Annotated in this window: 24 protein-coding genes; 14 read left to right on the top strand and 10 right to left on the bottom strand. The window is 71.9% G+C overall.

The features are described from left to right. The first annotated feature begins 65 nt into the window (after positions 1–65). From CRP55_RS28755 to CRP55_RS28745, 3 genes are all read left to right on the top strand, one after another. On the top strand, positions 66–1,049 hold the full coding sequence (locus CRP55_RS28755) for an LPXTG cell wall anchor domain-containing protein (RefSeq protein WP_097323265.1): 984 nt from the start codon (positions 66–68) through the stop codon (positions 1,047–1,049). 260 nt (positions 1,050–1,309) lie between these two features. After that, on the top strand, positions 1,310–1,954 hold the full coding sequence (locus tag CRP55_RS28750) for a hypothetical protein (RefSeq protein WP_097323264.1): 645 nt from the start codon (positions 1,310–1,312) through the stop codon (positions 1,952–1,954). Next, positions 1,951–3,099: a PrsW family intramembrane metalloprotease gene (locus CRP55_RS28745; RefSeq protein WP_097323263.1), complete on the top strand. Its 1,149-nt coding sequence runs from the start codon at positions 1,951–1,953 to the stop codon at positions 3,097–3,099. Before CRP55_RS28750 ends, CRP55_RS28745 begins: the two co-directional genes overlap by 4 nt. A gap of 51 nt (positions 3,100–3,150) precedes the next feature. Here CRP55_RS28745 and CRP55_RS53280 read toward each other — a convergent pair whose 3' ends face one another. Together CRP55_RS53280 and CRP55_RS28735 are read right to left on the bottom strand one after the other, a co-directional pair. Next, the gene (locus tag CRP55_RS53280; RefSeq protein ID WP_245923425.1) at positions 3,151–3,924 is read right to left on the bottom strand and encodes a hypothetical protein; all 774 of its coding nucleotides are present in this window, start codon (positions 3,922–3,924) and stop codon (positions 3,151–3,153) included. A 178-nt stretch (positions 3,925–4,102) separates the two neighbouring features. Next, entirely contained in the window at positions 4,103–4,921 is an 819-nt protein-coding gene (locus CRP55_RS28735) for an alpha/beta fold hydrolase (protein ID WP_097323261.1), read from the bottom strand. A gap of 39 nt (positions 4,922–4,960) precedes the next feature. On the opposite strand from CRP55_RS28735, the gene CRP55_RS28730 reads away from it, so the two are divergent. Beyond that, the gene (locus CRP55_RS28730; RefSeq protein ID WP_097323260.1) at positions 4,961–5,668 is read left to right on the top strand and encodes a TetR/AcrR family transcriptional regulator; all 708 of its coding nucleotides are present in this window, start codon (positions 4,961–4,963) and stop codon (positions 5,666–5,668) included. Here the strand turns inward: CRP55_RS28730 and CRP55_RS28725 are convergent. Continuing rightward, positions 5,642–7,300 carry an aminotransferase class V-fold PLP-dependent enzyme gene (locus CRP55_RS28725; RefSeq protein ID WP_342751585.1) on the bottom strand — a complete coding sequence of 553 codons (1,659 nt, stop codon included), beginning with the start codon at positions 7,298–7,300 and terminating at the stop codon, positions 5,642–5,644. The genes CRP55_RS28730 and CRP55_RS28725 overlap by 27 nt on opposite strands. A 336-nt stretch (positions 7,301–7,636) precedes the next feature. On the opposite strand from CRP55_RS28725, the gene CRP55_RS28720 reads away from it, so the two are divergent. Both CRP55_RS28720 and CRP55_RS28715 read left to right on the top strand, forming a co-directional pair. Next, on the top strand, positions 7,637–8,836 hold the full coding sequence (locus tag CRP55_RS28720; RefSeq protein ID WP_097323259.1) for an MFS transporter: 1,200 nt from the start codon (positions 7,637–7,639) through the stop codon (positions 8,834–8,836). Positions 8,837–8,840: 4 nt separating this feature from the next. Beyond that, on the top strand, positions 8,841–9,392 hold the full coding sequence (locus tag CRP55_RS28715) for a hypothetical protein (RefSeq protein ID WP_097323258.1): 552 nt from the start codon (positions 8,841–8,843) through the stop codon (positions 9,390–9,392). On the opposite strand, the gene CRP55_RS28710 is transcribed toward CRP55_RS28715, so the two are convergent. After that, complete coding sequence (locus CRP55_RS28710; RefSeq protein ID WP_218854724.1) at positions 9,367–9,861, bottom strand: DUF1990 domain-containing protein; 495 nt, start codon at positions 9,859–9,861, stop codon at positions 9,367–9,369. The genes CRP55_RS28715 and CRP55_RS28710 overlap by 26 nt on opposite strands. A gap of 64 nt (positions 9,862–9,925) precedes the next feature. On the opposite strand from CRP55_RS28710, the gene CRP55_RS52330 reads away from it, so the two are divergent. After that, positions 9,926–10,288, top strand: a complete 363-nt coding sequence (locus CRP55_RS52330) for a hypothetical protein (RefSeq protein ID WP_143234958.1) — start codon at positions 9,926–9,928, stop codon at positions 10,286–10,288. Here the strand turns inward: CRP55_RS52330 and CRP55_RS28705 are convergent. Together CRP55_RS28705 and CRP55_RS28700 are read right to left on the bottom strand one after the other, a co-directional pair. Then, entirely contained in the window at positions 10,275–11,756 is a 1,482-nt protein-coding gene (locus CRP55_RS28705; protein WP_097323257.1) for a M28 family peptidase, read from the bottom strand. The two genes, CRP55_RS52330 and CRP55_RS28705, sit on opposite strands and share 14 nt — an antisense overlap. Positions 11,757–11,799: 43 nt before the next feature. Further along, a complete protein-coding gene (locus CRP55_RS28700) occupies positions 11,800–12,453 on the bottom strand; it encodes an NUDIX domain-containing protein (RefSeq protein WP_097323256.1) in 654 nt (217 codons plus the stop codon). 52 nt (positions 12,454–12,505) lie between these two features. On the opposite strand from CRP55_RS28700, the gene CRP55_RS28695 reads away from it, so the two are divergent. Further along, positions 12,506–13,249, top strand: a complete 744-nt coding sequence (locus CRP55_RS28695; RefSeq protein WP_097323255.1) for a DeoR/GlpR family DNA-binding transcription regulator — start codon at positions 12,506–12,508, stop codon at positions 13,247–13,249. Here the strand turns inward: CRP55_RS28695 and CRP55_RS28690 are convergent. Continuing rightward, complete coding sequence (locus tag CRP55_RS28690) at positions 13,233–13,712, bottom strand: hypothetical protein (RefSeq protein WP_097323254.1); 480 nt, start codon at positions 13,710–13,712, stop codon at positions 13,233–13,235. The two genes, CRP55_RS28695 and CRP55_RS28690, sit on opposite strands and share 17 nt — an antisense overlap. 120 nt (positions 13,713–13,832) lie before the next feature. On the opposite strand from CRP55_RS28690, the gene CRP55_RS28685 reads away from it, so the two are divergent. Genes CRP55_RS28685 through CRP55_RS28675 form a run of 3 tightly spaced genes read left to right on the top strand, consistent with a single transcriptional unit; the run spans position 13,833 to position 15,036 of the window. Then, complete coding sequence (locus CRP55_RS28685) at positions 13,833–14,423, top strand: HAD-IA family hydrolase (RefSeq protein WP_179855370.1); 591 nt, start codon at positions 13,833–13,835, stop codon at positions 14,421–14,423. Next, positions 14,312–14,557 (top strand): VOC family protein, encoded by a 246-nt coding sequence (locus CRP55_RS54025; RefSeq protein ID WP_218854723.1) that lies wholly within the window; start codon positions 14,312–14,314, stop codon positions 14,555–14,557. Before CRP55_RS28685 ends, CRP55_RS54025 begins: the two co-directional genes overlap by 112 nt. 50 nt (positions 14,558–14,607) lie before the next feature. Further along, positions 14,608–15,036 carry a hypothetical protein gene (locus CRP55_RS28675; RefSeq protein WP_097323252.1) on the top strand — a complete coding sequence of 143 codons (429 nt, stop codon included), beginning with the start codon at positions 14,608–14,610 and terminating at the stop codon, positions 15,034–15,036. Here CRP55_RS28675 and CRP55_RS28670 read toward each other — a convergent pair. Further along, entirely contained in the window at positions 15,021–15,386 is a 366-nt protein-coding gene (locus CRP55_RS28670; protein WP_097323251.1) for a YciI family protein, read from the bottom strand. The genes CRP55_RS28675 and CRP55_RS28670 overlap by 16 nt on opposite strands. 179 nt (positions 15,387–15,565) lie before the next feature. Continuing rightward, positions 15,566–15,847, bottom strand: coding sequence for a ribosomal protein L7/L12 (locus CRP55_RS28665; protein WP_097323250.1), 282 nt, complete (start codon positions 15,845–15,847; stop codon positions 15,566–15,568). A 114-nt stretch (positions 15,848–15,961) separates the two neighbouring features. Between CRP55_RS28665 and CRP55_RS28660 the strand changes: the two genes are divergently transcribed. The 3 genes from CRP55_RS28660 to CRP55_RS55750 are packed head-to-tail and all read left to right on the top strand — an operon-like array spanning position 15,962 to position 23,057. Further along, positions 15,962–17,476 (top strand): DUF2397 domain-containing protein, encoded by a 1,515-nt coding sequence (locus CRP55_RS28660; protein WP_245923423.1) that lies wholly within the window; start codon positions 15,962–15,964, stop codon positions 17,474–17,476. Then, on the top strand, positions 17,473–18,600 hold the full coding sequence (locus CRP55_RS28655; RefSeq protein WP_097323248.1) for a TIGR02678 family protein: 1,128 nt from the start codon (positions 17,473–17,475) through the stop codon (positions 18,598–18,600). The genes CRP55_RS28660 and CRP55_RS28655 overlap by 4 nt, the downstream gene beginning before the upstream one ends. Continuing rightward, positions 18,597–23,057 (top strand): SbcC/MukB-like Walker B domain-containing protein, encoded by a 4,461-nt coding sequence (locus CRP55_RS55750; protein WP_097323247.1) that lies wholly within the window; start codon positions 18,597–18,599, stop codon positions 23,055–23,057. Before CRP55_RS28655 ends, CRP55_RS55750 begins: the two co-directional genes overlap by 4 nt. Here CRP55_RS55750 and CRP55_RS28645 read toward each other — a convergent pair. Then, positions 23,027–23,236, bottom strand: coding sequence for a hypothetical protein (locus CRP55_RS28645; RefSeq protein ID WP_097323246.1), 210 nt, complete (start codon positions 23,234–23,236; stop codon positions 23,027–23,029). The genes CRP55_RS55750 and CRP55_RS28645 overlap by 31 nt on opposite strands. Between the last annotated feature and the right edge of the window lie 22 nt (positions 23,237–23,258).

The raw sequence follows: 23,258 nt of genomic DNA, 5'->3' as shown, positions 1-23,258 counted from the left end.
GCGCAAGATTCAGAAGGTCATTATGATTCGCGCCGCACCACCCCCGTGAATCTGGAGCGCCCTCGATGAACACTGCTCTGAAGGTCGCGGCCGTGATCGCCGCGGCCGGCCTCTCCTCCGCCGGACTCTTCGCCGCGAGCCCCGCCGTGGCCGCCGACCTGCCCGACCTGAAGGTGACCGTCGCGGTCACCCCGGCCAAGGCGTCGTACGCGGTCGGCGACGCGATCACCACGACCTTCACCATCACCAACGCGGGCGGCGCCACCGCGAAGAACGTGCGCGACTACGGCGGCGACGGGACCGGTGTGGACCGGGCCGGCGGCCTGAACGCGGGGCCGTTCGACCTCGGACCGGGGGAGAGCCGCGACGTCGAATGGAAGGGCGTCGTCAACCAGGCCGCGTACCGGCTCGGCCACGCGTCCGGCGCGTTCGAGTTCACCAACGACGCCGGCGAGGCCAACCGGGCCGACAACATCGGCCGCTACCGCTTCGCCGTACCCGGCGGCCGGGGCGTCATGGAGATCAAGGCCTTCATCGACGTCAGGAACGACTGGGACAGCGAGCAGCCCGGCCTGGCCGGCGCCGAGGTCATCGTGTCCGACGACGCGACCGGCGCGAAGGTCACCTCCGGAAAGACCGACGCCAAGGGCCTGGTCCGGTTCACCGGCCTCGCGCCGCAGGACTACCAGGTCGGCGTGACCGGCTGGAAGCTGCGGGGCGACGATCCGGCCAGCACCCGCGTGCAGGTGCAGGCCGACCAGGTCGCGAGCGCCGTCCTCGCGATTCTGCCCGGCAGCGAGGCGACCACCGGCCCGTCGGCCACGGCATCGCCTTCAACTTCAGCGTCCGCCTCGCCGTCGCCGTCCGTGTCGGCGTCCGCGATCGCCTCGGCGTCTCCCGCGGCCAGCGCCTCGCCGACCGACGCGGCCGCCCTGCCGATCACCGGAAGCAGCAGCGGGCCGCTCTTCGCCGTCGGCGCGGCCGTCCTCGTGGCCGGAGGACTTGCCGTCGCGGCGGTATACCGCCGGCGCCGCCGCTTCATCGCATAGCCACGCCACGCCGGGCCCTGGCCGCCACGCCGCGCCGGGCCCGACGTGCCGCGCCGCCGACGGGCCGCGCCCCCGCCCTCGCTGTGTGGCCGCCGCACCACGCCCGCGCCATCGCACCGCGCCACGCCCCCGCCCGCCCCGCGTCGTGCCCCGGCTGGCGTGCCGCGCCGAGTGCGTGCTGGGTCGTGTGGGCTCAGCGTCAGTGATCGCTGACTCATGGGAGTTCCGGGGGGCCGTCCGGCGCTGCTAGCGTCCCGATCATGACGGGGCCTCACGTGGATGAGCGCTGGCGCGCGAACTGGGTGCCGGTCGACCGGCGCCTGCTGGGAATGGACAGACGGACGCTGCTGCCGGCGGCGCTGGTCGTGCTGTTGTTCGCGGTCGCCGTGTGGATCGTGCCGGCGATCAACGACCGGGTGTCGGTCGACGATCCGATCAAGGCCGGTGACGTGATCCAGGTCGGGACGGACGTGCGGTTCGTGCCCGTCGTCGGCGCGAACCTGCTGGCCGGCCTGCGACAGGGGCAGTCGGGTGCGGCCGGCTATCCCGGTACGGCCGCGGTGTCGTACGGCGGAGTGACCTTCGAAGTCATCGCGGACACCTATCGGGGCACGCCGGCGCAGCTGCTCGCCCAGATCAAGAAGACCAACGAAGGGCTGCGGGTGCCCGACGACGCCGGCTTCCACGTCACCGGCGATCCGGTGACCATCAGCAACGGCAGCGGCGAGCAGGGCGTCGCGGCCGACTTCGAGGGCACCAACGGGACCGGCCTGGTCGCGGCGTTCGTTTTCGGTGAGACCGGCGTCGAGGTCGAGATCGTCGGCCCGCGGCAGGTGCCGGACGGCGTGGCCCGGCAGGTCGCCGCCATGCTTCAGTCGGTCGAGCCGGTCGGGAGCACGTCATGACGATGGACACGCGGGAAGCCGCGATCGCGCGGACCGGCTGGGGCAACCCGTTCCACTTCTGGCAGCCGCGCAACGCCTGCTTCTGGGTGTACGTGCTCGGCGTGGGCTACGGCGTCTGGGTTCTCTTCGGCATGATCAACCAAGGCATTCGGTTGTATGCCCCGGCCCTGACGGCCAGCGCGATCATCTTCGCGATCTACGCGGTGCTGTTCTGGTGGTTCACCGAGCGCATCGACCGCTACTCGAAACAGCCGCTGGCCCTGGTCGTGGCGGCGTTCGTCTGGGGTGGCTTCGCCGCCACGTGGGCCATCGCGCTCTCCGGCAACAGCGCGCTGCTCGACCTCTACGGCAAACTGTTCGGCGAGAGTTTCCAGCAGGCGTTCGGGGCCGGGCTGACCGCCCCGTTCTTCGAGGAGCTGGGCAAGGCCTCCGGGGTGCTCCTGCTGATGTTCATCGCCCCGCGGGTGGTCCGCACGGCGTACGACGGCTTCATCATCGGCGCGTTCGCCGGCCTCGGCTTCGAAATCATCGAGGACATCTCGTACGGCCTGAACTCCGCCGCCGACGAGTTCGGCTCCGACCAGCTGAGCACGAGCCTGCACACGGTGGGCCTGCGCCTGCTGACCGGCTTCTCGTCCCACATTCTCTACTCGGCGATAGCCGGCGCCGGCGTCGTCTACATCGTCGGAACGGTCGCCCAGCGCCGCCGCCTCGGCCTGGGCATCGGCCTGGTGCTGACGGCGATGCTGCTGCACGGCCTGTGGGACGCCAACGTGGGCATCGCGAACGGCAACGGATCGCTGATCCTGCTGCTCATCGTGCTGGAGATCCTGGTCAGCTTCGCCGTCGTGATCGCGGTCTTCCACCTGACGGTCCGCCCCGAGCGCGAGGCGATGCGGGCGGTGATGGCCCCCGAAGCGGAAGCCGGCGTGATCACCCAGGAGGAGCTGGACGCCCTGTCCGGCGGATGGCGCCAGCGCCGCCACTACCGCCGATCCGCACACGGCCGGGCGGTCAGACGGGCTCGCCACCACCGCTTGGAGGCGGCTCACGACCTGGCCGACCAGCTGGCCGCTTCCGGCGGCCTGGAGACCCCGCGGGTCGACTTCGCCCGCTCCGAACTGGAACGCATCCGGGCCTCGTAACCGCAGCGTGGTGCGGGCGCCGGGACCGCGCCCGCACCACGAATCAGCGTTCTACTTCTTGGCGGCGGGAGCCGCGCCCTCCTCGGCGCCGGCTTCCTGACCCGCGCCGGCCTCGTCGCCCGCGCCCGCCTCGTCGCCCGCGCCCGCCTCTTCGCCGGCGCCCGCGTCATCGCCCGCGCCGGCGTCACCGGCCGCGCCCGCTACGACGGCCTTGGCGTCGGCCAGGGCCAGGCAGGCCTGCAGCAGGCTCTGCTGGGCGGAAGCGACGGCGGCGGCCGCGGCGTCGTTGGCGGCACCGTCACCGGCCGCGCCTTCCTCGCCGGCCGCGCCCTCCTGGCCGGCTGCGCCTTCCTCGCCGGCTGCGCCCTCTTCGCCGGCTGCGCCCTGGTCAGCGGCGCCTTCCTCGGCCGCGCCGGCCTTGGCGCCCTTCTTCTGCTTGGCGGCGGCCTTCTTCAAGGTCTTGGCCCACTTCTTGGCGGCCGCCTTGTTCTGGGCCTTGGCGGCGGCGGAGCCGGGAGCCTCGGCGCCGGCCTCCTCGCCTCCGGCGGCGGCCGCGTCGGCGGCGAAGGCGTCGCAGGACGCTTCCAGGGCGGCGGCCGCGTCGGCCGCCTCCTCAGCGGGGGGCTGCTGCTCGATCGGGGCCAGCTCCTCGCCGTCGCAGACGACGGCGCCCGCGTTGACCTGGACGTCGGCGCACTTCGAGACGTCGAACTGCTTGCCGTCGACGTTCACCACGTCGATGGCCTTGGTCTCGGCGGTGGTGCCGGCGTTCGCGAGCTGAATGCCCGCCGCGCCCAGCGCCACCACGACACCCGTGACCACCACCGCGCCTATCGTCTTGCGACGACCACCCTGGTCTCCTTGATTCCGAAAACGCCGGTAAGCGCGCGACCTCATGATCACTCCTCGTCGTTGGACGTCGATGTCACCTGGTTGCGGGCCAGTACGGGCACCGGCGCCCCGGCGGTTCAACGCGTTTCGGCCGCGTCACCCTGATGAGGAGCTATTTCCGCAGGTCAGCAAGGGCAGAAAAATTATCCAGAAGAATCGGCAGTACGAGTTCCGGCCGCATCCCGGCCATGTGATCGACTCCGGGGATCAGGCGCACGTCCCACCCCCTCGATGCGAGCTCCGCCTTGTTCTCGGCGAGCCGATCGGCGATGGGAACGCGAAGGTCTCCCCATTTCGGGCCGTACTGAATGTTGTCCTCCGCGCCCGCGAATGCCGTCCGCGGAATGGAGAGAGAAACCGCCCGCTCGTCGAATGAGGCCAGCGATTCGTACAGTGAAACGTATTGTGCGGTTTGCGACGGCGGCACCGTCACCTCGACGGAGTCCCAGTCGCCCGGCGTCACCGAAGCCGGGGCGGCCGGCTTCTCCACGGCCATCCGGTGCGCCGCCCGGGTCACCGCCAGCATCTCGGCGTACGGCCCGCCCAGCGGCGGATAGCCACCCATGACCAGCGCCGTCAGCCGGTCGGTGCGGATCGCCAGCTGCAACCCGGCCAGGGCCAGCCACGAGTAGCCGTAGTAGGCGAAACGCGAGTCTTCCACCAGCGCGAGCAGGTCGGAGGCCACCGTCGCCGCGGTCAGCGGGGCCGGGTGGCTCGCCCGGTGCGCCTCGTAGTCGGCCGCCACCACCCGAAAGCCCGCCGCGACGAGACCGGTGGCCAGCTGATGACCGGTGTCGGGCTCGGCGCCCCAGGCGCGCATCTCGGAGGCCCGCGGCTCCTCGGTGACCGCGATGCTGATCGGCAACAGGACCGCCGGCCCGTCGCCGAGGACGGTGACCGGCAATTCCGTGCCGTCGTGCAGTCGCGCCATGTTTCCCCCTCGATCGAAACGGTATACGGTGTAAAGACTATGACGGAAATCAGTTCCCACGTCCAGCGGCTCTGGCGTCATCGCGGCACGGCCCTGCCCACACCCCGGCGCGGTCCGCAGCGCCAGCTAGACCTCGACGAGATCCTGCGCGTGGGCATCGCGATCGCCGACGCCGACGGCCTGGCCGCCGTGTCCACCCGCGCGATCGCGGCCCGGCTCGATCGCACGGCCATGGCGCTCTATTCGTACGTGGGAACCAAAGAGCACCTCATCGCCCTCATGCAGGACCAGGCCGTGGCGATGCCGATGTGGGCGGAGCCCACGAGCAGCCTGAGTGACGCGCTGCGCGAGTGGGCGACGCGGCTGTTCGACGTCTACACGAGCCACCCGTGGCTGACCGAGCTGCCCTGGTCGCAGGCGAGCCAGGGGCCCCACGAGCAGGACTGGATGGAGCGGCTCCTGGCGATCCTCGACGCGTGGCAGGTCGATCGGCGGCAGAGGGCCACGACCGTCACCATTTTGTACGCCACGGTGCGCGCCACCGCGGGCACGGCCGCCGCCTATCGGCGCGTCGATGCCGGGGCGTGGCTCGCGCAGGCCCGGGAGACCGCGCGGCAGATCCCGGACATGCGCGAGCGCTACCCGCTCTCGACCACCCTCGACCAGCACGCCGCCGACTGGCGCGACGCGCCCCGAGCGGCCCTGATCAGCGGTGTCGCACTAGTGGCGCAGGCACTCGTCGGGTAGCAGGAACCAGCGGAGCTTCTCGAAGGCCGGGGGGAGCTCCAGGCGTACACCATCAAGCGGGGAAGGACGGCCCGTCAGAATCTCGCGGGCCTCGGCGAGGTAGCCCGCCAGGGCGTCCTCGCCCACCGTGACCGGCTGCGGCAGGGCAGTGCCGGCCAGCAGATCGGCCAGGCGCACCGGCGGCTCGGCGTGCCGGACGTGCGTCCAGCGGCCGGTCCGCGGGTCGAAACGATAGTCGGGCAGCAGGGTCGCGCCGTGCCGGGCGATCAGCGTGACCGCCTCGATCAGATAGTCGGCGACCGTGTCGGAGATGAAGTAGTTGAGGTTGAGCCGGGTCCAGCCCGGCTTGATGCCCTCCCAGCCCTCCACGATCTCGCTGCGGAACTCGCGCGAGTGCGCGTCGTCGATGCCGAGCAGCCGGTGACCGTACGGGCCGGCGCAGGAACAGCCGCTGCGGGCCTGGATGCCGAACACGTCGTTGAGCAGCGCGGCCACGTAGTTGTGGTGCAGGTAGTGCTCGCCCGCCCGCACCTGGAACGACACGATCGACAGCCGGTCGGCGTCCAGGTCGCCCAGGATCGCGATGTTCTCCTCGGCCGCCCAGCGCTCGCGGGCCCGCTGCCACAGCGCCTTCTCGCGCTCCTCGATCACCTCGGCGCCGACGGCGTCCTTGACCGCGAAGACCAGCCCGGCCCGGATCGACTCGACGATGGCCGGGGTGCCGCCCTCCTCACGGGCGACGGGGTCGGTCAGGTAGCGGTGGCCGCCCGGGTCGACGTAGGCGACGGTGCCGCCGCCGGGCACCACGGGCACCCGGTTGGTGAGCAGGTGTTTGTCGACCACCAGCACGCCGGGCGTCTGCGGGCCGCCGGCGAACTTGTGCGGCGACAGGAAGACGGCGTCCTTGTCATGCATCGAGATCGGCACGTACGGCCCGGCCGCGGCGTAGTCCCACACCGACAGCGCCCCGTGCTCCTTGAGGATCCGCGAGACGGCGGCGGTGTCGGTCAGGATGCCGGTCACGTTCGAGGCGGCCGAGAAACTTCCAATACGCAAAGGCCTTCCCGCGTACGCGATCAGGGCCTCCCGCAGCGCGTCGAGATCGACATGGCCGGTGTGGTCGGAGTCGATCTCCACCACGTCGGCGATCGACTCCCGCCACGGCAGCTCGTTCGAGTGGTGCTCGTAGGGCCCGACGAAAATCACCGGCCGGTCACTCGGGGGGATCTGGGCGCTCAGGTGGTACGCATCGTCGAGGCGCTCGGGCACGCGGAGGCCGAACACCCCGGCCAGCTTGGCCACGGCCGCCGTGGCCCCGGACCCGCAGAAGATCACCACATGGTCGGGCCCACCACCGACGCTGCGATGGATCATCTGGCGGGCCTCTTCGCGCAGCGCCCCGGTCTGCGCGCCGGTCGCCGAGGCCTCGGTGTGCGTGTTGGCGTAGCGGGCCAGCACCTGCTCGCGGATGAAGTCCTCGACGAAGTCGAGCGCCTGCCCCGACGCCGTGTAGTCGGCGTACGTGATCCGGCGCGGCCCGAAAGGCCCTTCGAGCACCTGCCCGGACCCGATCAGTCCGTCGCGGATCCGCTCGAGCATGCCCATGGCCGCCTCCCCATCGAGGTAGAACACCGTGCCGAAAGCGTACGGCTGTGACAGGCTTTCGCCCCTTACCGCGTCGGACGATATCTGAGATCGCCTCGGTTCCGCCCCCGGCCTAGCCCCCGCCCAGCAGAGCGCCCTCCTGCTCCTTGCTCATCGCCGCTTCCGGGCGCCCCCGACGAACGTTGGTGTCCACCGACTCGACGGTGTCATCGGGACGCACCCGCTCCGGCAGTTTCCCGAACCGGACGCACCCGCTCCTTGCCGTAGTCCTCAGCCATGCTCCGATCATCACCCCGGCCGCGTATTTGGGACAGCCTCTCCGGGGTGATCGTTCTGCGACCGGCGCTGTGTACGTTCGTACGTATGGATCGTGGCACTGGTCGTCGGCGCCTTGCGCTGTTTGCTCTGTTCTTTCTGCCCGGGCTGGGGATCTCGTCCTGGGTGACGCGGACGCCGGACATTCGGGATCTGCTCGGGGCGTCGACGGCGGAGATGGGGCTGGTGCTGTTCGGGCTGTCGGCCGGGTCGATGGTCGGGATTCTCAGCTCGGGGGCGCTCGTGCGGCGCTTCGGGACCCGGCCGATCGTCACGATCGGGATCGTGGCCACGGCGCTCAGCACGCCGATCGTCGGGCTCGGGGCCGCTGCCTCGCAGAGTGCGCTGGTCGCGGCGGGGCTGGCGCTGTTCGGGCTCGGCATGGGCGGGGGCGAGGTCGCCATGAACATCGAGGGGGCCGACGTCGAACGTGTCATCCAGCGGCCGGTGCTGCCCACGATGCACGGCTTCTTCAGCCTCGGCACGGTCGTCGGGGCGGTCATCGGCATGATCCTGACCGCGGTCGCCTTCCCGGCGTCGTGGCACCTGCTCGTGATCGGCCTGATCAGCGTGCCGGTCGCCCTGATGTCCGTCCGCCATCTGCCTCGCGGTCTCGGTCTGGCCTCCCCGGCCGAGCACGGCAGCGTGGGTGGCCGGCCGGTCTGGCGCGATCCGCGGCTGCTGCTCATCGGGGTGATCGTGCTCGCCATGGCCCTGGCCGAAGGGTCGGCCAACGACTGGCTGCCGCTGCTCATGGTCGACGGGCACGGGTTCGGCGCCGCGCTCGGCTCGGCCGTCTACGTGGTCTTCTCGGCGGCCATGACGATCGGCCGTTTCACCGGGGACCGCTTCCTCGACCGGTTCGGCCGTTTTCCCGTGCTCGGCGCCAGCGCGCTCATCGGTGGCGCCGGCATCCTGCTCGTCGTGGCCGTCGACAACCAGATCGTGGCCGGGGCGGCCGTGCTGCTCTGGGGGCTCGGCGCGGCGCTGGGCTTTCCGGTCGCGTTGTCCGCGGCCGGCGACTCGGGCGAGAACACCGCCGCCCGCGTCTCGTTGGTGGCCACCGTCGGGTACGTGGCGTTCCTGGTCGGGCCGCCGGGGCTGGGCTTCCTCGGCGACCACTACGGCCTGCGGAACGCGATGATCCCCGTACTCACTCTGCTCGCCCTGGCCGCAGTGACGGCCTCGATCCTCGGCCGGATGAAGGGCGAGGTCCCTTCCGCGGCGGCGGTGGATCGGCGAGCATGAACGCATGCCGATGCCCGAGGGTGCCCTGTGGACAGTCGAGAACAAGCGCCGGGACGGTTTGCGCCGCCTGGCCTGGGGGCTGGGCCTGCTGGGGGCCGTCGCCCTCGGGATCCTGACAACGCGTACGGGTGAGCTGGTCCTCGGCTACACCGTGGCCGGCATCGCGGCGGTGGTCGTGGTGCTCATCGCCGCGTGGTCACTGTGGGACCTGACCCGGCTCGGCGAGATCCACGTGACCGGTGACGGCCTGCTGCTGCGCACGGTCGCCGGCCGAACCCGCCGGCTCAGCACGGACGACGTCCGGCGGGTCGAGCTGACGTGCCACTTCTGGGGCGCCAGCTACGACGACGACGAGAGCGACGCCGAACGCAAGCATCAGTTTATGAAGAAACTGATGCTGCACCTGGAGACCTCGGGCCGCCGGTACCGGGGCAGCCCGATGTACGGGGTTCGCAGCGACGTGCCGGACCGCCTCCTCGCCGAATGGAAGCGCCTGTGCCCGCGTGCGTTCGTGAAGCGGGACACCGTCATCACGACGCCCGGCACACCCGACTGAGCGCGCGGACGTAGCGGTCCGTCGCGAACTCCTGAACCACCCGGGTCAGCGGGCCGCCGGCACGGGCGAGGAGCGAGGCCGGGCGGCTGAAGGCCCGGATGTGGAAGACCACGTCACCGGCGCCCGTGAGTTCGACGACGAACGCCTCTTCGCCCCGTTCGGGGTGGCCGGGCAGCGTTCCGTAGGCGAAGCCCCGCCGGTTTTGCTCCTCGATCGTGTAGACCACCCGGCACGGGATCGTGAGCCAGGCGAGGCGGAGAGTCACGTCGACGCCGGTGGCGGCCGGAGCGGGATGGCCGACGACGGTGAGGCCGGCCCCGCGGTGCATCTGCCAGGTGAACAGGCCCTCGGCGGCCGCCTCGAACGCGGGACGCCCGCCACCGATCCGCACATCGCGGAACACGTGGCCGTAGCCGCCGGGCAGGGTCTCGTCGCGCGTGGCGCCGACCTCGGGATACGTCAGCTCCACATGATCACAATATCTCCACGACGGCGGCACCCTTCGGCCACGGCGCGTTCCTAGGATCGGCCGCGTGAAGAGACAACGGCCGGGAAACATCGTCGCGGCCTGCGGAATGCTGGCGGCCGGCGGAGCACTGTTCGCGGGGGAGGTGCTGCTCTCCGCGGACAAGTACTTCGCCGACATGCGCTCCTACGAGCAGGCCGTCCGGGACGGTCTCGTGAAGAACGACACGGCGTTCGCGGCCGTAGGGGTCACCATTCACCTGGCGATGGCGGCGGTGGGCGTACTCGCCGGGGTGGCCCTGGTGGTCCTGGCTCGACACCGGGCTCATCGGGGCGTTGGTGTGCCAGACGGTGCCCTCGGCCGACGCGTACTACCGGAACGCCGGTGCGGGCCGGGGGCCCGCACCGGCGTACCACTCAAGCCTTGGTGATTTTGATGTTGTCTATGGCGGCTTCGACCAAGGACGCGGTTGAGGCGTCGGCGGCCTCGACCACGAGGTTGACCGTCTGGCCGGCGTACGGGGTCAGGGCGACCGAGGCGGTCTGCCAGGCGGGGGCGCGGTCGGTGGCGGCGCCGGACTGGGTGAACAAGGTGGTCGTGGTGGTGCCGGAGACCAGGCGGACGCGGAAGTAGTCGGCGCTGCTCGAGTTGGTCAGGTGGGAGAGGTACCAGGAGAAGCTCATGGTCAGCGTGCCGGTCGGCAGGGTGATGGCGGGGGAGCGCAGGCTCGTCACGCCGCCGTCGACGTCGTTGGCGCCGGCGCTGCTGCCCGCGGAGGCGCCGGTGACCAGGTCGTAGGTGCCGCTGGCGGCGTTGCCCAGCTGGGAGGTCGTGGTGGCGGGGTCGCCTCGTTCGAACAGGCCCGCGGTCGCGGTGTCGGCGGTGCCGCGGGTCCAGGCGGTCGCCGTCTCGAAGTCGTCGGCCCAGACGGTGGTGCCGGTGGGCGGCGGCGTCGAGCCGGCGGCGAGGGTCCAGACGGCGTACGCGATGGCGTCGCTGTTGCGGTCCAGGGCGGTGTCGTTGATGTTCGAGATGGTGTCGCAGGAGGCGTGGTAGCAGGGGTCGAACGTGCTGGCCGTGCCGCCCCAGAGCTGCACCTGCGCGGCCGTCTTGCGTCCCTCGGCGCCGGTGAAGATGCCGCCGGCCGGGATGCCGGCCGCGATGAACGGGCCGTAGTCGCTGCGGCCGTCGAAGTCGGTGCCGCGCGTCGGGACGTTGATCGAGGTGAAGTAGGCGGCCAGGGTCTGCTCGATCTGCGCCGAGCCGGCCGGGCCGGGGCCCGACCCGGTGCCGTCGGAGTTGTCACCGTCGTACAGGAAATAGCCGGGGTTGGGGGAACCGACCATGTCGAAGTTCAGATAGCCGGTGATCGCGGCCTTCTGCGCCGAGGACAGCGAGTTGACGTACGCCGTGGAGCCGCGCAGGCCCAGCTCCTCCGCGCCCCACCAGCCGAAACGCAGGTGGCGGGAGGGCTGGAAGCCGGAGCGGGCCACGGCCAGGGCGACCTCCAGGTTGGCGGCCGAGCCGGAGCCGTTGTCGTTGATGCCGGGGCCGGCGGTGACGCTGTCCAGGTGCGCGCCGACCATCAGCGTGTTCGAGGTGTCACCACCGGGCCAGTCGGCGATCAGGTTGTAGCCGGTGGCGCCGTTGTAGGTGAACGACTGCTGCGTGGTGGTGAAGCCGGCCGCGTCGAGCAGGTTCTTCACGTACGTGACGGAGGCCAGGTATCCGGGGCGGCCGTGAGCGCGGTTGCCGCCGTTCGCGGTGGCGATGTTCTGGAGCTGTTGCAGGTGCGCCTTGACGTTCGTGACCGATATGTCCGGCGGGGCGGCTTCGGCGATCGGCGCGACGGCCATCGTGAGGCCCATCGCGGCGACGGCCAGCAGGGGGATATGCATGCCGCGAGCATCGCAGCACTTCGATGCTTGTCATTCATATCAGTCAATTCATAACGTTGTTCAGGGCGGCCCACTGCAACAGCATGATGGTCTTGGCGTCGGCGATCCGGCCGTCGGTGATCATCTTGAGGGCGTCGTCGAAGTCGAGCTCGACGACCTCGATGTCCTCGCCCTCGTCGGCCAGGCCGCCGCCCGGGCCGGTGCGGTCGGCCGAGGTGTACGGGGCGGCGTAGAAGTGCAGGCGCTCGGTCACCGAACCGGGGCTCATCCACACCGCGAAGACCGGCTCCAGCTCGCCGACGGTCACGCCCAGCTCCTCGCCGGCCTCGCGGCGGATCGCGCTGGCCGGGTCGTCGTCGTCCAGCAGGCCGGCCGCGGTCTCGATCAGCAAGCCGTCGGGGTGGCCGTTGACGTAGGCCGGGTAGCGGAACTGCTTCGACAGCAGAACGGTGTTTTGAGAAGCGTTGTAAAGCAGGATCGTCGCGCCGTCGCCGCGGTCGTACGTTTCGCGTTGTTCGCGGGTCCAGCGGCCATCGCGGTGACGGTAGTCGAAGGTCGTGCGCCGCAGCACGTGCCAGGCGGTGGCCACCAGCTCCACCTCGCGGACCACCACGTCGGGATTGCCGCGCAGGTCACGGCCGATTTGATCGAGGCCGGTGCGGCCGCGGGCGTCAGGCTCGTCGATTCCCAAGGTCATACGGTGTACCGTACAGTGCGTAAGAGCCGACAACAATGAGGAGAAACACGCAATGCTTCCCGCCGAGCGCAAGGACTTCCTGCTGGCCCGGCTTCGCGCCGACGGCAAGGTGGTGGCCAAAGACATGGCGGCCGAGCTCGGCATCGCCGAGGACAACATCCGGCGAGACCTGCGTGAGCTGGCGGCGGCTGGGCTTTGCCAGCGTGTGTACGGGGGTGCGCTGCCCCCGGCGCAGGCGGCGGCCGACTATGCGACGCGGACGTCGGTCTCCCCGGACAGCAAGGCTTCCGTGGCGGCGGCGGCCGCGGGGTTGATCGCTCCCGGTGCCACTGTGCTTCTCGATGGGGGGACCACGGCGCTCGCCCTGGTCGCCGCGTTGCCGCCGGCCTTGGAGGCGACCGTGATCACGCACAGCGTGACCGTGGCGGCGGCGCTGGTCGGACATGGTGGAATTGATGTTTTTGTGCTTGGCGGGCGGCTGTTCAAACACTCGGCGGTCACGTCGGGGGCCGCGGCGGCCGAGGCTGCGCAGTTGGTGAGCGCTGACCTGTTCTTCCTGGGGGTGACCGGTGTGCATCACTCGGCGGGGCTGACCACCGGCGACGCTGACGAGGCCGCGATGAAGCGCATCCTGGCCTCGCGGGCGGCGGACACTTACGTGCTGGCGAGTGCGGAGAAGATCGGGGCCGTGTCGCCGTACACCGTGGTGCCGCTTTTGTCGGTTTCCGGCGTCATAACCGATGTCAAATCGGACGAGTTGGAGGCTACCGGGGTGCCGATCATCCCGGCCGGATAGGAAGCCCGGCCGCCACCCGCCACGGCTGCGGCTCGAAGGGGCCCTCGTTCAGCACGGCGGTCAGCATCTTCGCGCCGGCGGCGAACGCGTCGGCCAGCTCGAAGTCGTCCTCCACGTCCCGGCCGAAGTCCCGCACCGGATGCATGTTGTGGTTCTCCTCGCACCAGCACGCCACCTCGACGGCCGACTCCACCACGAGATGGCCGTCCTCGCGGCCCGCCAAGTAAAGGGTCAGCTCGAGCCAGTCGTCCCGCGTGTTGTACAGCGTGATCGTGACCCGCACGAGAATCCGCTGCGACGCGTCCAGGGGCTCCGGATACCAGTGCCAGGACACGCGGTCGGCCGAATGATGCCGCTCCAGCTTGCTCCCGATCTCCCGCAGCCGCCCCTCGGCCCGCGCGAACCCCGGCGGCAGCACCTCGTGCAGCGGAACGTACGCAATGGACGAAACCGGCCCGGCCATGCCCGATCCCTCCGAATCCGCACCCACCCCGTGTTTCGCACCTTACTGCCGATTTAGTACGGCGTCACGACCACCTCTTTACCCATCCACCTCGCCACACAGTCCTGCACAGTGGACGGCGTGAGGCACACGCTGCTGCTGGACGTCGACGGCGTCCTTCAATTCCCGCGGCCCGAGTTCGTCCGGGCGATCGAACGCGACTACAGCTGGCGCGCCGGTTACCTGGCCTTCCAGCGGGCCCTCCTGGCGGACCCCGCCGAGGCGCGTGCCCTGACCGGGGACGGGGCCCTGATCACGCTGGTCGAGCGGCTGCTGCCCCAGCACGTGGCCGGGTTGTCGGCGCCGGTCTTCCTCGAGCGCTGGGTCACCGAGAACATCGCGGTCAACGAAGAGCTGCTCACGATGCTGCCGGGGCTTCCGTTCGACGAGATCTACCTGGCGACGAACCAGGAGGCCGTACGGGGTGCTCGTGTCCGCGAGCTCTACAGCGGCCGCCCCGGGATAACCGGCTTCCTGATCTCTCACGAGCTGCGGCACCGCAAGCCCGGCCGCGCGTTCTTCGACGCTGCCCTGGCCCGGATAGGGCGGACCCCGTCGGAGTGCATGTTCGTGGACGACAAGCAGCAGTATCTGGACGGCGCCGCCCGGGCCGGGCTGGCAACGATTCTGTATCGCGACAACGCCCAGCTCGTCGCCGACTTGACCGCATGACCAGAGCGCGCCGATCCGGCACCGGGGCGGTCGCCCTCGGCGCCTCGGTCGCCGGTCACCAGCCGCGGGACAACGTCCGGGTGCTTTTCGACCCGGCCGGCCACCCCTTCTGCCTCTGCCGCGACGACGGCTGAGCGCGCGATCGCCGGCCTCTGTCCTGAGGGGCGGGCCTACGATGCCGGGCATGCCGTTCACTGACTACTTTCTGGCTCCCGATGATGTCATCGCGGGTGCGGCTCTGGGCGATGGTGGGCCGGTCTCCACCGAGCTGCCTACGGTGGAGGCCAAAGGAGTTGATCCGGTGGTCAATCTCGGCCATCTGGAGGCCATTTTGACCGGGCGGCCGTACGACGTGGTGGTCGCGCAGCCTCGGCAAGGGCGGCCGGTCGGTGATGTGTCCGGGGAGCAGATCATCGTGGCGGTGACGGACACGTTGCGGGATGCTCTCGCCGCCGCCACGCCGGCCGCGCTGGAAGGCGCGGGGGCGCGGCTGGCGGCTACCGAGGAGCTGGCCGGGGCGGATCCCGCAGGGGTCACCGATTTTCTCCGCCGGCTGGCCGGGCTGGCCGGGCGGGCGGACGGCTGGCATCTGTACTGCTACTGGGCTTTGTGAACCATCGCGTCGGGTTCGGGGTCGCCGTCGAGCAGGCGGACCTCCTGGGGGCAGCGGCAGGCGGCGGCGATCTTGGCGGCCCAGGTGACCGCGTCGTCGCGGGCCGGCACGTCGACGATCACGAAGCCGCCGATGACCTCCTTGGTCTCGGGGTAGGGGCCGTCGGTGACCAGGCCGTCGGTGCCGACGACGGTCGCCTTCTGGGGGTGCAGGCCGGCGCCGAAGACGAACACGCCGGCGTCCTCGGCCTCCTGGCATGCGGCCGCGGCGGCCTTGCCCACCTCGGGGATCTCCTCGGCCGGGATGTGGTCCATCGCGCCCTCGTTGAACGAGATCAGGTAATGCGCCATCGTTGTCGCTCCCTTGTGCCGGCGGTCCGGTGCGGCCGCCTCCTGCCGGTGCTACGAACGGCGTGGGCCGGATCCGACATTTTCGTTGCAGGACAGCCCGGCAGCCGCGGCAGAGAGGCCGAGTGGCACCCAGCCGGGCTTGTCGAAGCGGGGCTTCCGGCGGATGCGTACAAAATGAGTTAAAGGCCCTTGTTTCTCGCGATCTGCTCGACGGCGGCCTTGGCCTCGGCGAGGGAGGCGCCGGTCTGCTCGCGGTAGACCTTGATGGCCTGGATCTTCTGGCCCTGCATGAGCGGGCCGAGGACGTCGGGGGAATCGGCGGCCGGGTCCTCGATGCCGAGATGACGCATGACCAGGTCGAGCTTGCGTTCGATGGCGGCCTCGCGGCTGCTGGAGCGCGAGCGGGTGCTGACGAGGAAGACGGCGAGGATGACCAGGGCTGCCGAGAGCAGGATCTCCATGGTGCCGATTCAAACACGGGTGATTCTTTTCGCGCTCCGAAGGCCGGGTGCGTGAAACTGTCCGACCCCCTGCCTATGCTCGCCAGCGCAGACGATCCAGGGGGGTGGCTCGCGGTGAGCGACGAGGAGTTCACAGATCCGTGGCAGCTGGCCGGGCTGCCCGGTGGTCTGCTCCAGGCGAGCTATCTGACCAGTCGATACGCCGCTCAGTACAGGTTGATCGTGCAGGTTCTGCTCGAGGAGCAGCAGCACACGCTGACCGGCGTGGCGGCGGCCGATCTGCCGGGTCTGTTGAGAGATCAGCTCGTGCGGGCGGGCGCCGATCCGGCGATCCTCGACGACACGCTGAAACAGCGCATGGCGGCCCTGGAGAAATGGGGCGTCGTGATCGTGTTCCAGGACCGGACCGACCGTGATGCCGACTTCGTGCTCAACTGGGACCGCTACCAGCTGACCGAGGTGGCGGCCGAGCTGCACCGGGCCGTCATGTCGCTCGGGCAGGATCTGGCGTCGGCCGCCGCGGCCACGCTGGCGCCGAGCGTGCTGACGGCCAACCTGGGCGTGCTGCGCGAGACGGCCTCGGTCGATCCGTCGGCGGCGGCGTCGGCGTGGTCGGTCATTCAGACGACGCATCAGGCGATGGCGCGGGCGGCCGCGAGCTGGCAGGCGCGGTTGGCGGGAGCGCTGGCCGGCACGCCCGACCAGGCCAAGGTCAACACCGTGCAGGAGACGCTGCGGCGCTATGTCGACATGTGGGGTGGTGGCGTCGACACCCACTCCGAGCGGATCACCGCGCTGATCGGGGAGCTGGACGAGGTCGACGCCGTGACGTGGCGGCGGATCGCGGTGCATCACCTCGGTGCGAACGCCGACGACGCGGCGATCGACGAGCTCACCGCGTCCTACGGGGAGACGCTGGCCGTTCTCCAGTCGTGGTTCGACGGGCCGGACTGTCAGGCGCGGCGGTTGCGGCGCCAGATGCGCGACACGATCGGGCCGCTGCTGCGCGGGCAGCGCACCCTCGCGGCGGTCGGCGGCCACGTGTCGCGCCGGGCCGAGCTGCTGGCGCTGGCCACCCGGATCGACGCGGCGGCCGACGACGAGAGCGCGTGGGACGTGTGGTGCGCGACGACCGGGTTGTTCTCGGCGCGGCACCTGCCGGGCGAGGCGCCGATGGCCTCGGGGCTCCCGTCGTTCTGGGAGGCCGAGCCGGTGCCGGTGGCGGCCCGTCTGCGCCGGCAGGGCCCGAAAGCGACGGCCGGCGGCCCGGCGCGCATCACCGACCGGTCGGCCAGCCGGCTCGCGGCGCGGGTGCACACCGAGCATCTGCGCGACGCGGCGGCGCGGACCGAAGCGGCGGTGCTGGCCCGGTCGGGGCTGCGCCTGTCGCAGTGGCACGACCTGACCGCACCGGAGCTGCAGATGCTGATGATCCTGCTCGGCGTGGTGGCGTCGGCCCGGGCCGACCGCGAGGGGGTGCGCTCGGCGACCTCCGGCGACGCCCGCTGGCTGCTGCGAGCCGACCCGCCGCCGCCGGGAGCGCCGGCCGCGGTGGTGCACACGCCGGACGGCCGGCTCGTGCACCCCGACATCCGCCTGCACATCACGCCCGCCGGAGCCCCGCGATGAAGACGACGGCCTCGGCGCGCGAGGCGCAACAGGCGTTCACCGGGCTGCTGGCCAAGCCGCTGGTCACGGCGGCGGCCGACCCGCGGCTCCATCGGCTGGTCCTGCGGCATCAGCAGGCGGTCACCGACGCCGCCCGGCGGCTCGGCTACCGGGTGCAGCGCGTCGGGCAGGCGGTCCGGCTGATCCGGGTGCCCTTGGCGGGCGCGGTGACCCGGCCGCCGCGGCCGGCCGACGCGCCCGAGCGGCGCCTGCTGGCCCTGGTCTGCTGCCTGGCCGCCTGCTGCGAGGACGTGGCCGGGCGGGTCACGCTCCAGCGGCTGTCCGACATGGTCCGCGACCTGCCGGCCGCCCGCTACGACCCCGACGACCAGACTCAGCGGCGGCAGCTGCGCGACGCGGCGGCGTACCTGGCCTCGTGGGGCGTGCTGCGGCCGCGCAGCAGCGACGAGCGGCTGCTCGACGAGTGGACCGAGTCCGGCACCGGGCCGGGCGCCGGCTTCGAGGTCGACCGCGACGCGCTGCTCCTGATGACCAGCCCCGACGTGATCGATCTGGCCCTCAACCCCGGTGTGGTCACGGCCTCCGAGACGGTCCGGCAACTGCGTTCGCTTCTGGAGACACCCTTCGTGGCGTACGGGGATCTGGCGCCGGGAGAAGCGGAGGCGCTGCGCGCGCATCGCGGGCAGCGGGCGGCCGACGTGGCCCAGATGACCGGCGGCACCATCGAGGCGCGCACCGAAGGCCTGCTCGTGGTGCTGGCCGACGACGAGTACAAGCCGCCGACGGTGGCCGACTGGCCGCGCGCCCGGGCCACCGACTGGGTGGCCCTGCTCATGGCCGACCAGGCCGGGCGCGACGGCACGAAGCATGCCGACGGCACCGTCCACCTGAGCACCGACGAGGTCGACGCCGTGGTCGACGACCTCATCAGCTGGCGCGGCGACTACATGACCGTCCCGCAGAAGACGGTGCCCGGCACCGTGCGGCGCGACGCGGAACGGCTGCTCACCGAGCTCGGCCTGCTGCGCGTCTCGTGGGACGGGTCGTGGACCCTGCTGGCCGCGGCCGGTCGCTACCGCGACCCCGACGTGACGATCACCGACAACACGGAGCCTGCCCGATGACCCTGACCCCCGAAGCCACCGACGCGCAGCTCACCGCATGGCGCGACGCCGCCGCGCACGGCGGCCTCCCGTCGCCGGAGCGGTCGCGCTGGCAGGTGCTGCGGGCGGGCTGCGTCGGGCTGTGGGAGTTCGACGCGGCCGAGTACTGGTTCGCCGACGGGCGCGCCCAGTTCGTCGGGGCCAACCAGTCCGGCAAGTCGACGCTGATGGCACTGACCACCCTGATCATGCTGTCGGGCAGCCTCGACCGGCAGTACATCGACACGTTCGGCCAGTCCGACAAGTCGTTCCGCTACTACGTCGAGCCCACCGACGACGCCCGCGACCGCCGCGAGGCCACCGGCTCCGCCCACCGCGGCTGGGCCTGGGTCGAGTACGGCCGGCTGGGCGAGGACGGGCCCGAGTTCTTCACGACCCTGCTCTACGCGCAGGCCAAGCGCGGCGTCAGCCAGCTCGACCCGGTCTGGATCATCTGCCGCGGCACGGCCCGCGTCCGCGACGGGCTCACCCTGGCGGTCGGCTCGTCGGCGGTCGAGCCCAAGGAGCTCGGCGGCGTCGAGGGCCTCGAGGTGATGAGGAGCGGCAAGAGGTACGCGGCGCGCATCGCCACCGACCTGTTCGGCTTCTCCGACGACGACCGCTTCGCCACCGTGCTCGAGATGCTGAAGGTGCTCCGCACACCGCACCTGGGCCAGAAACTCAACCCGGACTGGTTCACCGAGCAGATCCGGATGAGCCTGCCCGCGGTCGCCGAGTCCGAGGTGGACAAGCTGGCCGACGGCTGGCAGCAGCTGGAGCAGCTCGGCCGCGACCGCGACCACGCGGTGGCGGCGCGGGACGCGGTGGGGGTCTACCTGGCGCGGGCGTGGCGGCCGTGGGCGGACGCGTTGCTGCGGGCCCGGGCCGATGATCTGCTGGCTTCCGATGCGGCGGTTTGCTCGGCGCTCGACTCCGCCTCATCCGCCGACGTCTCGTTGGCCTCGGCCCGGGCGGAGCTGACCGAGGAGACCGGGCGCAGCGACGAGCTCGAAGCGGGGGTGCAGCGGGCCCGGGCGGCGCTGACGCAGCTGCTGCGGTCGGCGGCCTATCGCGACGCCGCCGGGCGGGCGCAGAACGCGGAACGGATGCGCCGGGACGCGGCGGCGGCCGCGGTCGCCGCCACCACGGCCCGCCGGCACCTGGCGAGCACGGGCGAGGCGCTCCAAGCCGCGGGAGCGGCGCACGCGGAGGCGACCGGACGGCTCGATCTGGCGCGCACGGCGTCGTCGGCGGCGGTCACGCACGCGGGGGCGGCCCTGCGAAGCTCCGGCCTGGACGCCGAGGGATGGGCCGCCGAGGGCGACGTCGACCGGATCGACGCGGCCGTGGCGGCCCGGCGCTCGCAGGTGTCGGCGCTGCGCAAGCTGACCCGGGCCGCGGCGACGGCGGTGGGGCGCTGGCAGGCGGAATCGGGGACGGTGAACCGGCTGCGCGAAGAGGCGCGTGCCCGCGCGGCGGTCGCGGAGGACGCGGCGACGGCGGTGACCGACGCGGTCCAGCAGCTCTCGGACGATCTGGAGAGGTGGGCGGCCGGGCTTCCGGCGGCGGTGCCGCCGGTCGCGCTGCGCGACGACTGGGTGCGGGAGGTGGTTTCGCAGACCCACGCCGTACGCCCTCGGGAAGTGCTCGGCGGGCTCCTCGCGCGCGAGTGGCTGGAGCCGTCGGTGGGTCCGCTCACGGAGGAGATCGCGGCCGTGCGGGCGGAGGCCCGGGCGGCGGGGTTGCGGGCGGACGAGGCAGAACGCTCGGCGGAGAAGTTGGGGGAGGCCGGGGATCCGCAGCCCGCGGCGCCGTCTCGGTGGAGTCGCCGTTCGCGGCCGCCGTTCCCGGGCTCGGACGGTGCGCCGCTGTGGCGTCTCGTCGACCCGGTGGACGGGGTGCCGGCCGAGGTGCTCGATCACGTCGAGGCGGCCCTTGACGCGGCCGGCCTGCTCGATTCGTGGGTGACGGTGGACGGCGTCTGGTCGGATGACCGTGATGGCGCTGAGTCGGTTGTCGCGGGAGCGGCGGGCCTGGCCGGGGGAACTCTGGGCTTTGGCGCTGCGGGCGCGGGTGCTCCAGGCGTCGGCGTTGCCGACGTGGGCGCTGTGGGTGCGGGTGGTGCGGGCTTGGGCTCTGCGGGCGCCGGCGTTGCAGGCGTGGGCGTTGCGGATCCGGGTGCTGTGGGTCCGGGCGGGGGCGCGGGGGCTGCTGGCGCCAGGGCTGTAAGCGTGCTGACGGCTGTGTTGCAGCCGGCGGAGGACGCGGGGGCGCTGGGCGGGACGGTGGCGCGGATTCTGGGGCGCATCGGGTATGCCGCGGCGGGGGAGCCGCTCGGCGGGGACTTGGTGATTGCGGGGGATGGGCGGTGGCGGACGCCGATCGCGCAAGGGCGTGCTGGGCGGGCGGCCGAGGGCGCTGAGCTTCTGGGGACGGCGGCCCGGGCGGCGGCGCGGCGGCGGCAGATCGCGGCGCTGCGGGAGCAGGCGGCGACCGACCGGGAAGCCGGTGAGGAGCTGACTCGGCGGGCCGAGGAGCTGGCGGCGCGGAGCGCGGCGTTGCGGGCGGCCGCCGCTGAGGCGCCGGGGGACGCCGATGTGGTGGCGGCGGCGATCAGTCTGGCCGCGGCCAACGGGGAACGGGACCGGGCGGAGACGGCCCATGCCGTGGCGGCCGGCAAAGCCGCGGCGGCCAAGGGCGAGGCGGATGCCGCCACCACCGCGGTGACCGGGTATGCCGATGAGCACGGGCTGCCCACCTCGGACGAGCAGCTTGACGCCGTGGGCACGGCGCTCGACTCGGCGGCGCTGGCGGCGGGCTCGCTGCGGCTGGCCCTGAAGGATCAGGACGTGGCCGAGCGGGCCGTGGCGTCCGCGGTCACCGGGGTCGAGGCGGCGGAAGCGGCACAGAGCGCGGCGGCCACGGCGGTGGACGAAGCGGCGACCGCGGCGGCCAAGCTGGAAGCGGAAGCGGGCGAGGCGGAGGCCTCGGTGAGCCTGGACGACCGGGAGCAGTTCGCCCGGTCGGCCGAGCTGGAGGAGCAGATCCGCGAACTGGACACGTCGATCGCGGCCAGCCGTCAGCGCGGGCTGTCGCTCGCGGCGGCGGCGAGCACCGCGCAGGGCGAGGCCCAGCGGCGGCAGGACGCGGTGGCCACCGCCATCGCCGACCGCGAGGCGGCCGCGCGGGCGTGGTGGATTCCGGTCGACGCGGGGATCGCCGCCGCCCGCGGCATCGGCAACGGCGATCATCGGGAGCGAACGCTGGAAGAAGCGCTGGCCCAGGCTCGGGCGGCGGTCGACGCGGTGCGGCCGCCGTCGTGGCCGGACAACGCGGGAGACCGGGACCGGCGGGTCGACACGGCGCTGCAGCGGGCCCTGCGCGGGGCCATGACCGAGCTGCAGACGCTGCTCGAGGCGTCCGGTGGGCGGTCGGTGATCGTCAGCGAGGCGGACGAGGCGCATCCGTTGCCGGCCATCACGCTGGTGGTGGACGCGGCGGGGACCCCGCTCGATCCGCCGGGGGCGGTGGAGCGGCTCGACCAGGCGGTGGCCGAGCTGTCGGCCACGCACGACGAGAAGCTGCATCAGATGTACGCCGAGCTGCTGTCGTCCACCTTCATCGACCACCTGGCCGACCGGATGACCCGGGTCGTCACGCTGCTCACCACGGTCAACGAGGTGCTTCTGCGGCACCCGACCGGGGCCAACAAGACGGTGCTGCAGATCCGGCGCAGGCCCGCGGAAGGGCAGCAGCACGGGTTCAACCTGCTGCGGGCGCTCGAAGAGGGGCGGATCGAGTCCGACTCGGCGCAGGAGCAGATCCGGCTCTTCCTCGGTGACCGGCTCCGGGAGGCGCAGGACTCGGGGGTCATCGGCACCGACGAGTGGGTCAAGCACCTGACCGGGCTGCTCGACTACCGGGCCTGGTTCGACTGCGTCTGCTACTACCGGGTCGAGGGCGGCGACTGGAAGCCGCTGACCAAGCAGGTGCACGGCGTCGACTCCGGCGGCGGCAAGGTCGTCACGCTGTTGCAGCCGTTGCTGGCCACGCTGGTCGCGCTCTACTCGCGCTCGGCCGACGCGCCGCGGCCGCTGTGGCTGGACGAGGCGTTCGAAGGGGTCGACCCGGCCAACCGGGCCACCATGCTGCGGCTGCTGGTCGACTTCGACCTCGACTTCCTGCTGGCCGGGCCGGCCCCGCTGGTTGCTGCGGCCCAGGTGCCGTCGGCCGCGGTGTGGACCGTGTCCCGGGCGCCGGCGCCGCTGGCCGGCGTCGACCTGTCGCTGATGCTGTGGGCCGGGCGCACCCTGGAGGCTGTCCCGGTCGCCGACGTCGCCGCCACGGTCCTCGCCCCGCGTCGCCCGGTCGACGACCCGGACCGCCCCGACCTGTTCGCCGACCTGACTCAGGGCGCCGGGGGCGGCTCCTCGATCTGATTGCCGGCGTCGTCGACGAGGCCCGGGGCCATGCTGCCGCCGTGGGCCTCCTGGTCGGCGCGGTCGCCGTCCTCCGGCGAAGAAGCGGAGGGCGAGGCCGAGCCGGCGGTGTAGTTGCTGGAGCCGGGCGCCTCCTCGGCGTACTCGGCGTATTCGGTCTCGGGGCTGATGTCACTCATGATCGGCGATTACCCCGTACGG

The sequence above is a fragment of the Paractinoplanes atraurantiacus genome, from assembly GCF_900215205.1.
Lineage (GTDB): Bacteria > Actinomycetota > Actinomycetes > Mycobacteriales > Micromonosporaceae > Actinoplanes > Actinoplanes atraurantiacus.
Note: the sequence above shows the minus strand (reverse complement) of the source record. Positions and strands in the feature narration are given on the sequence as shown.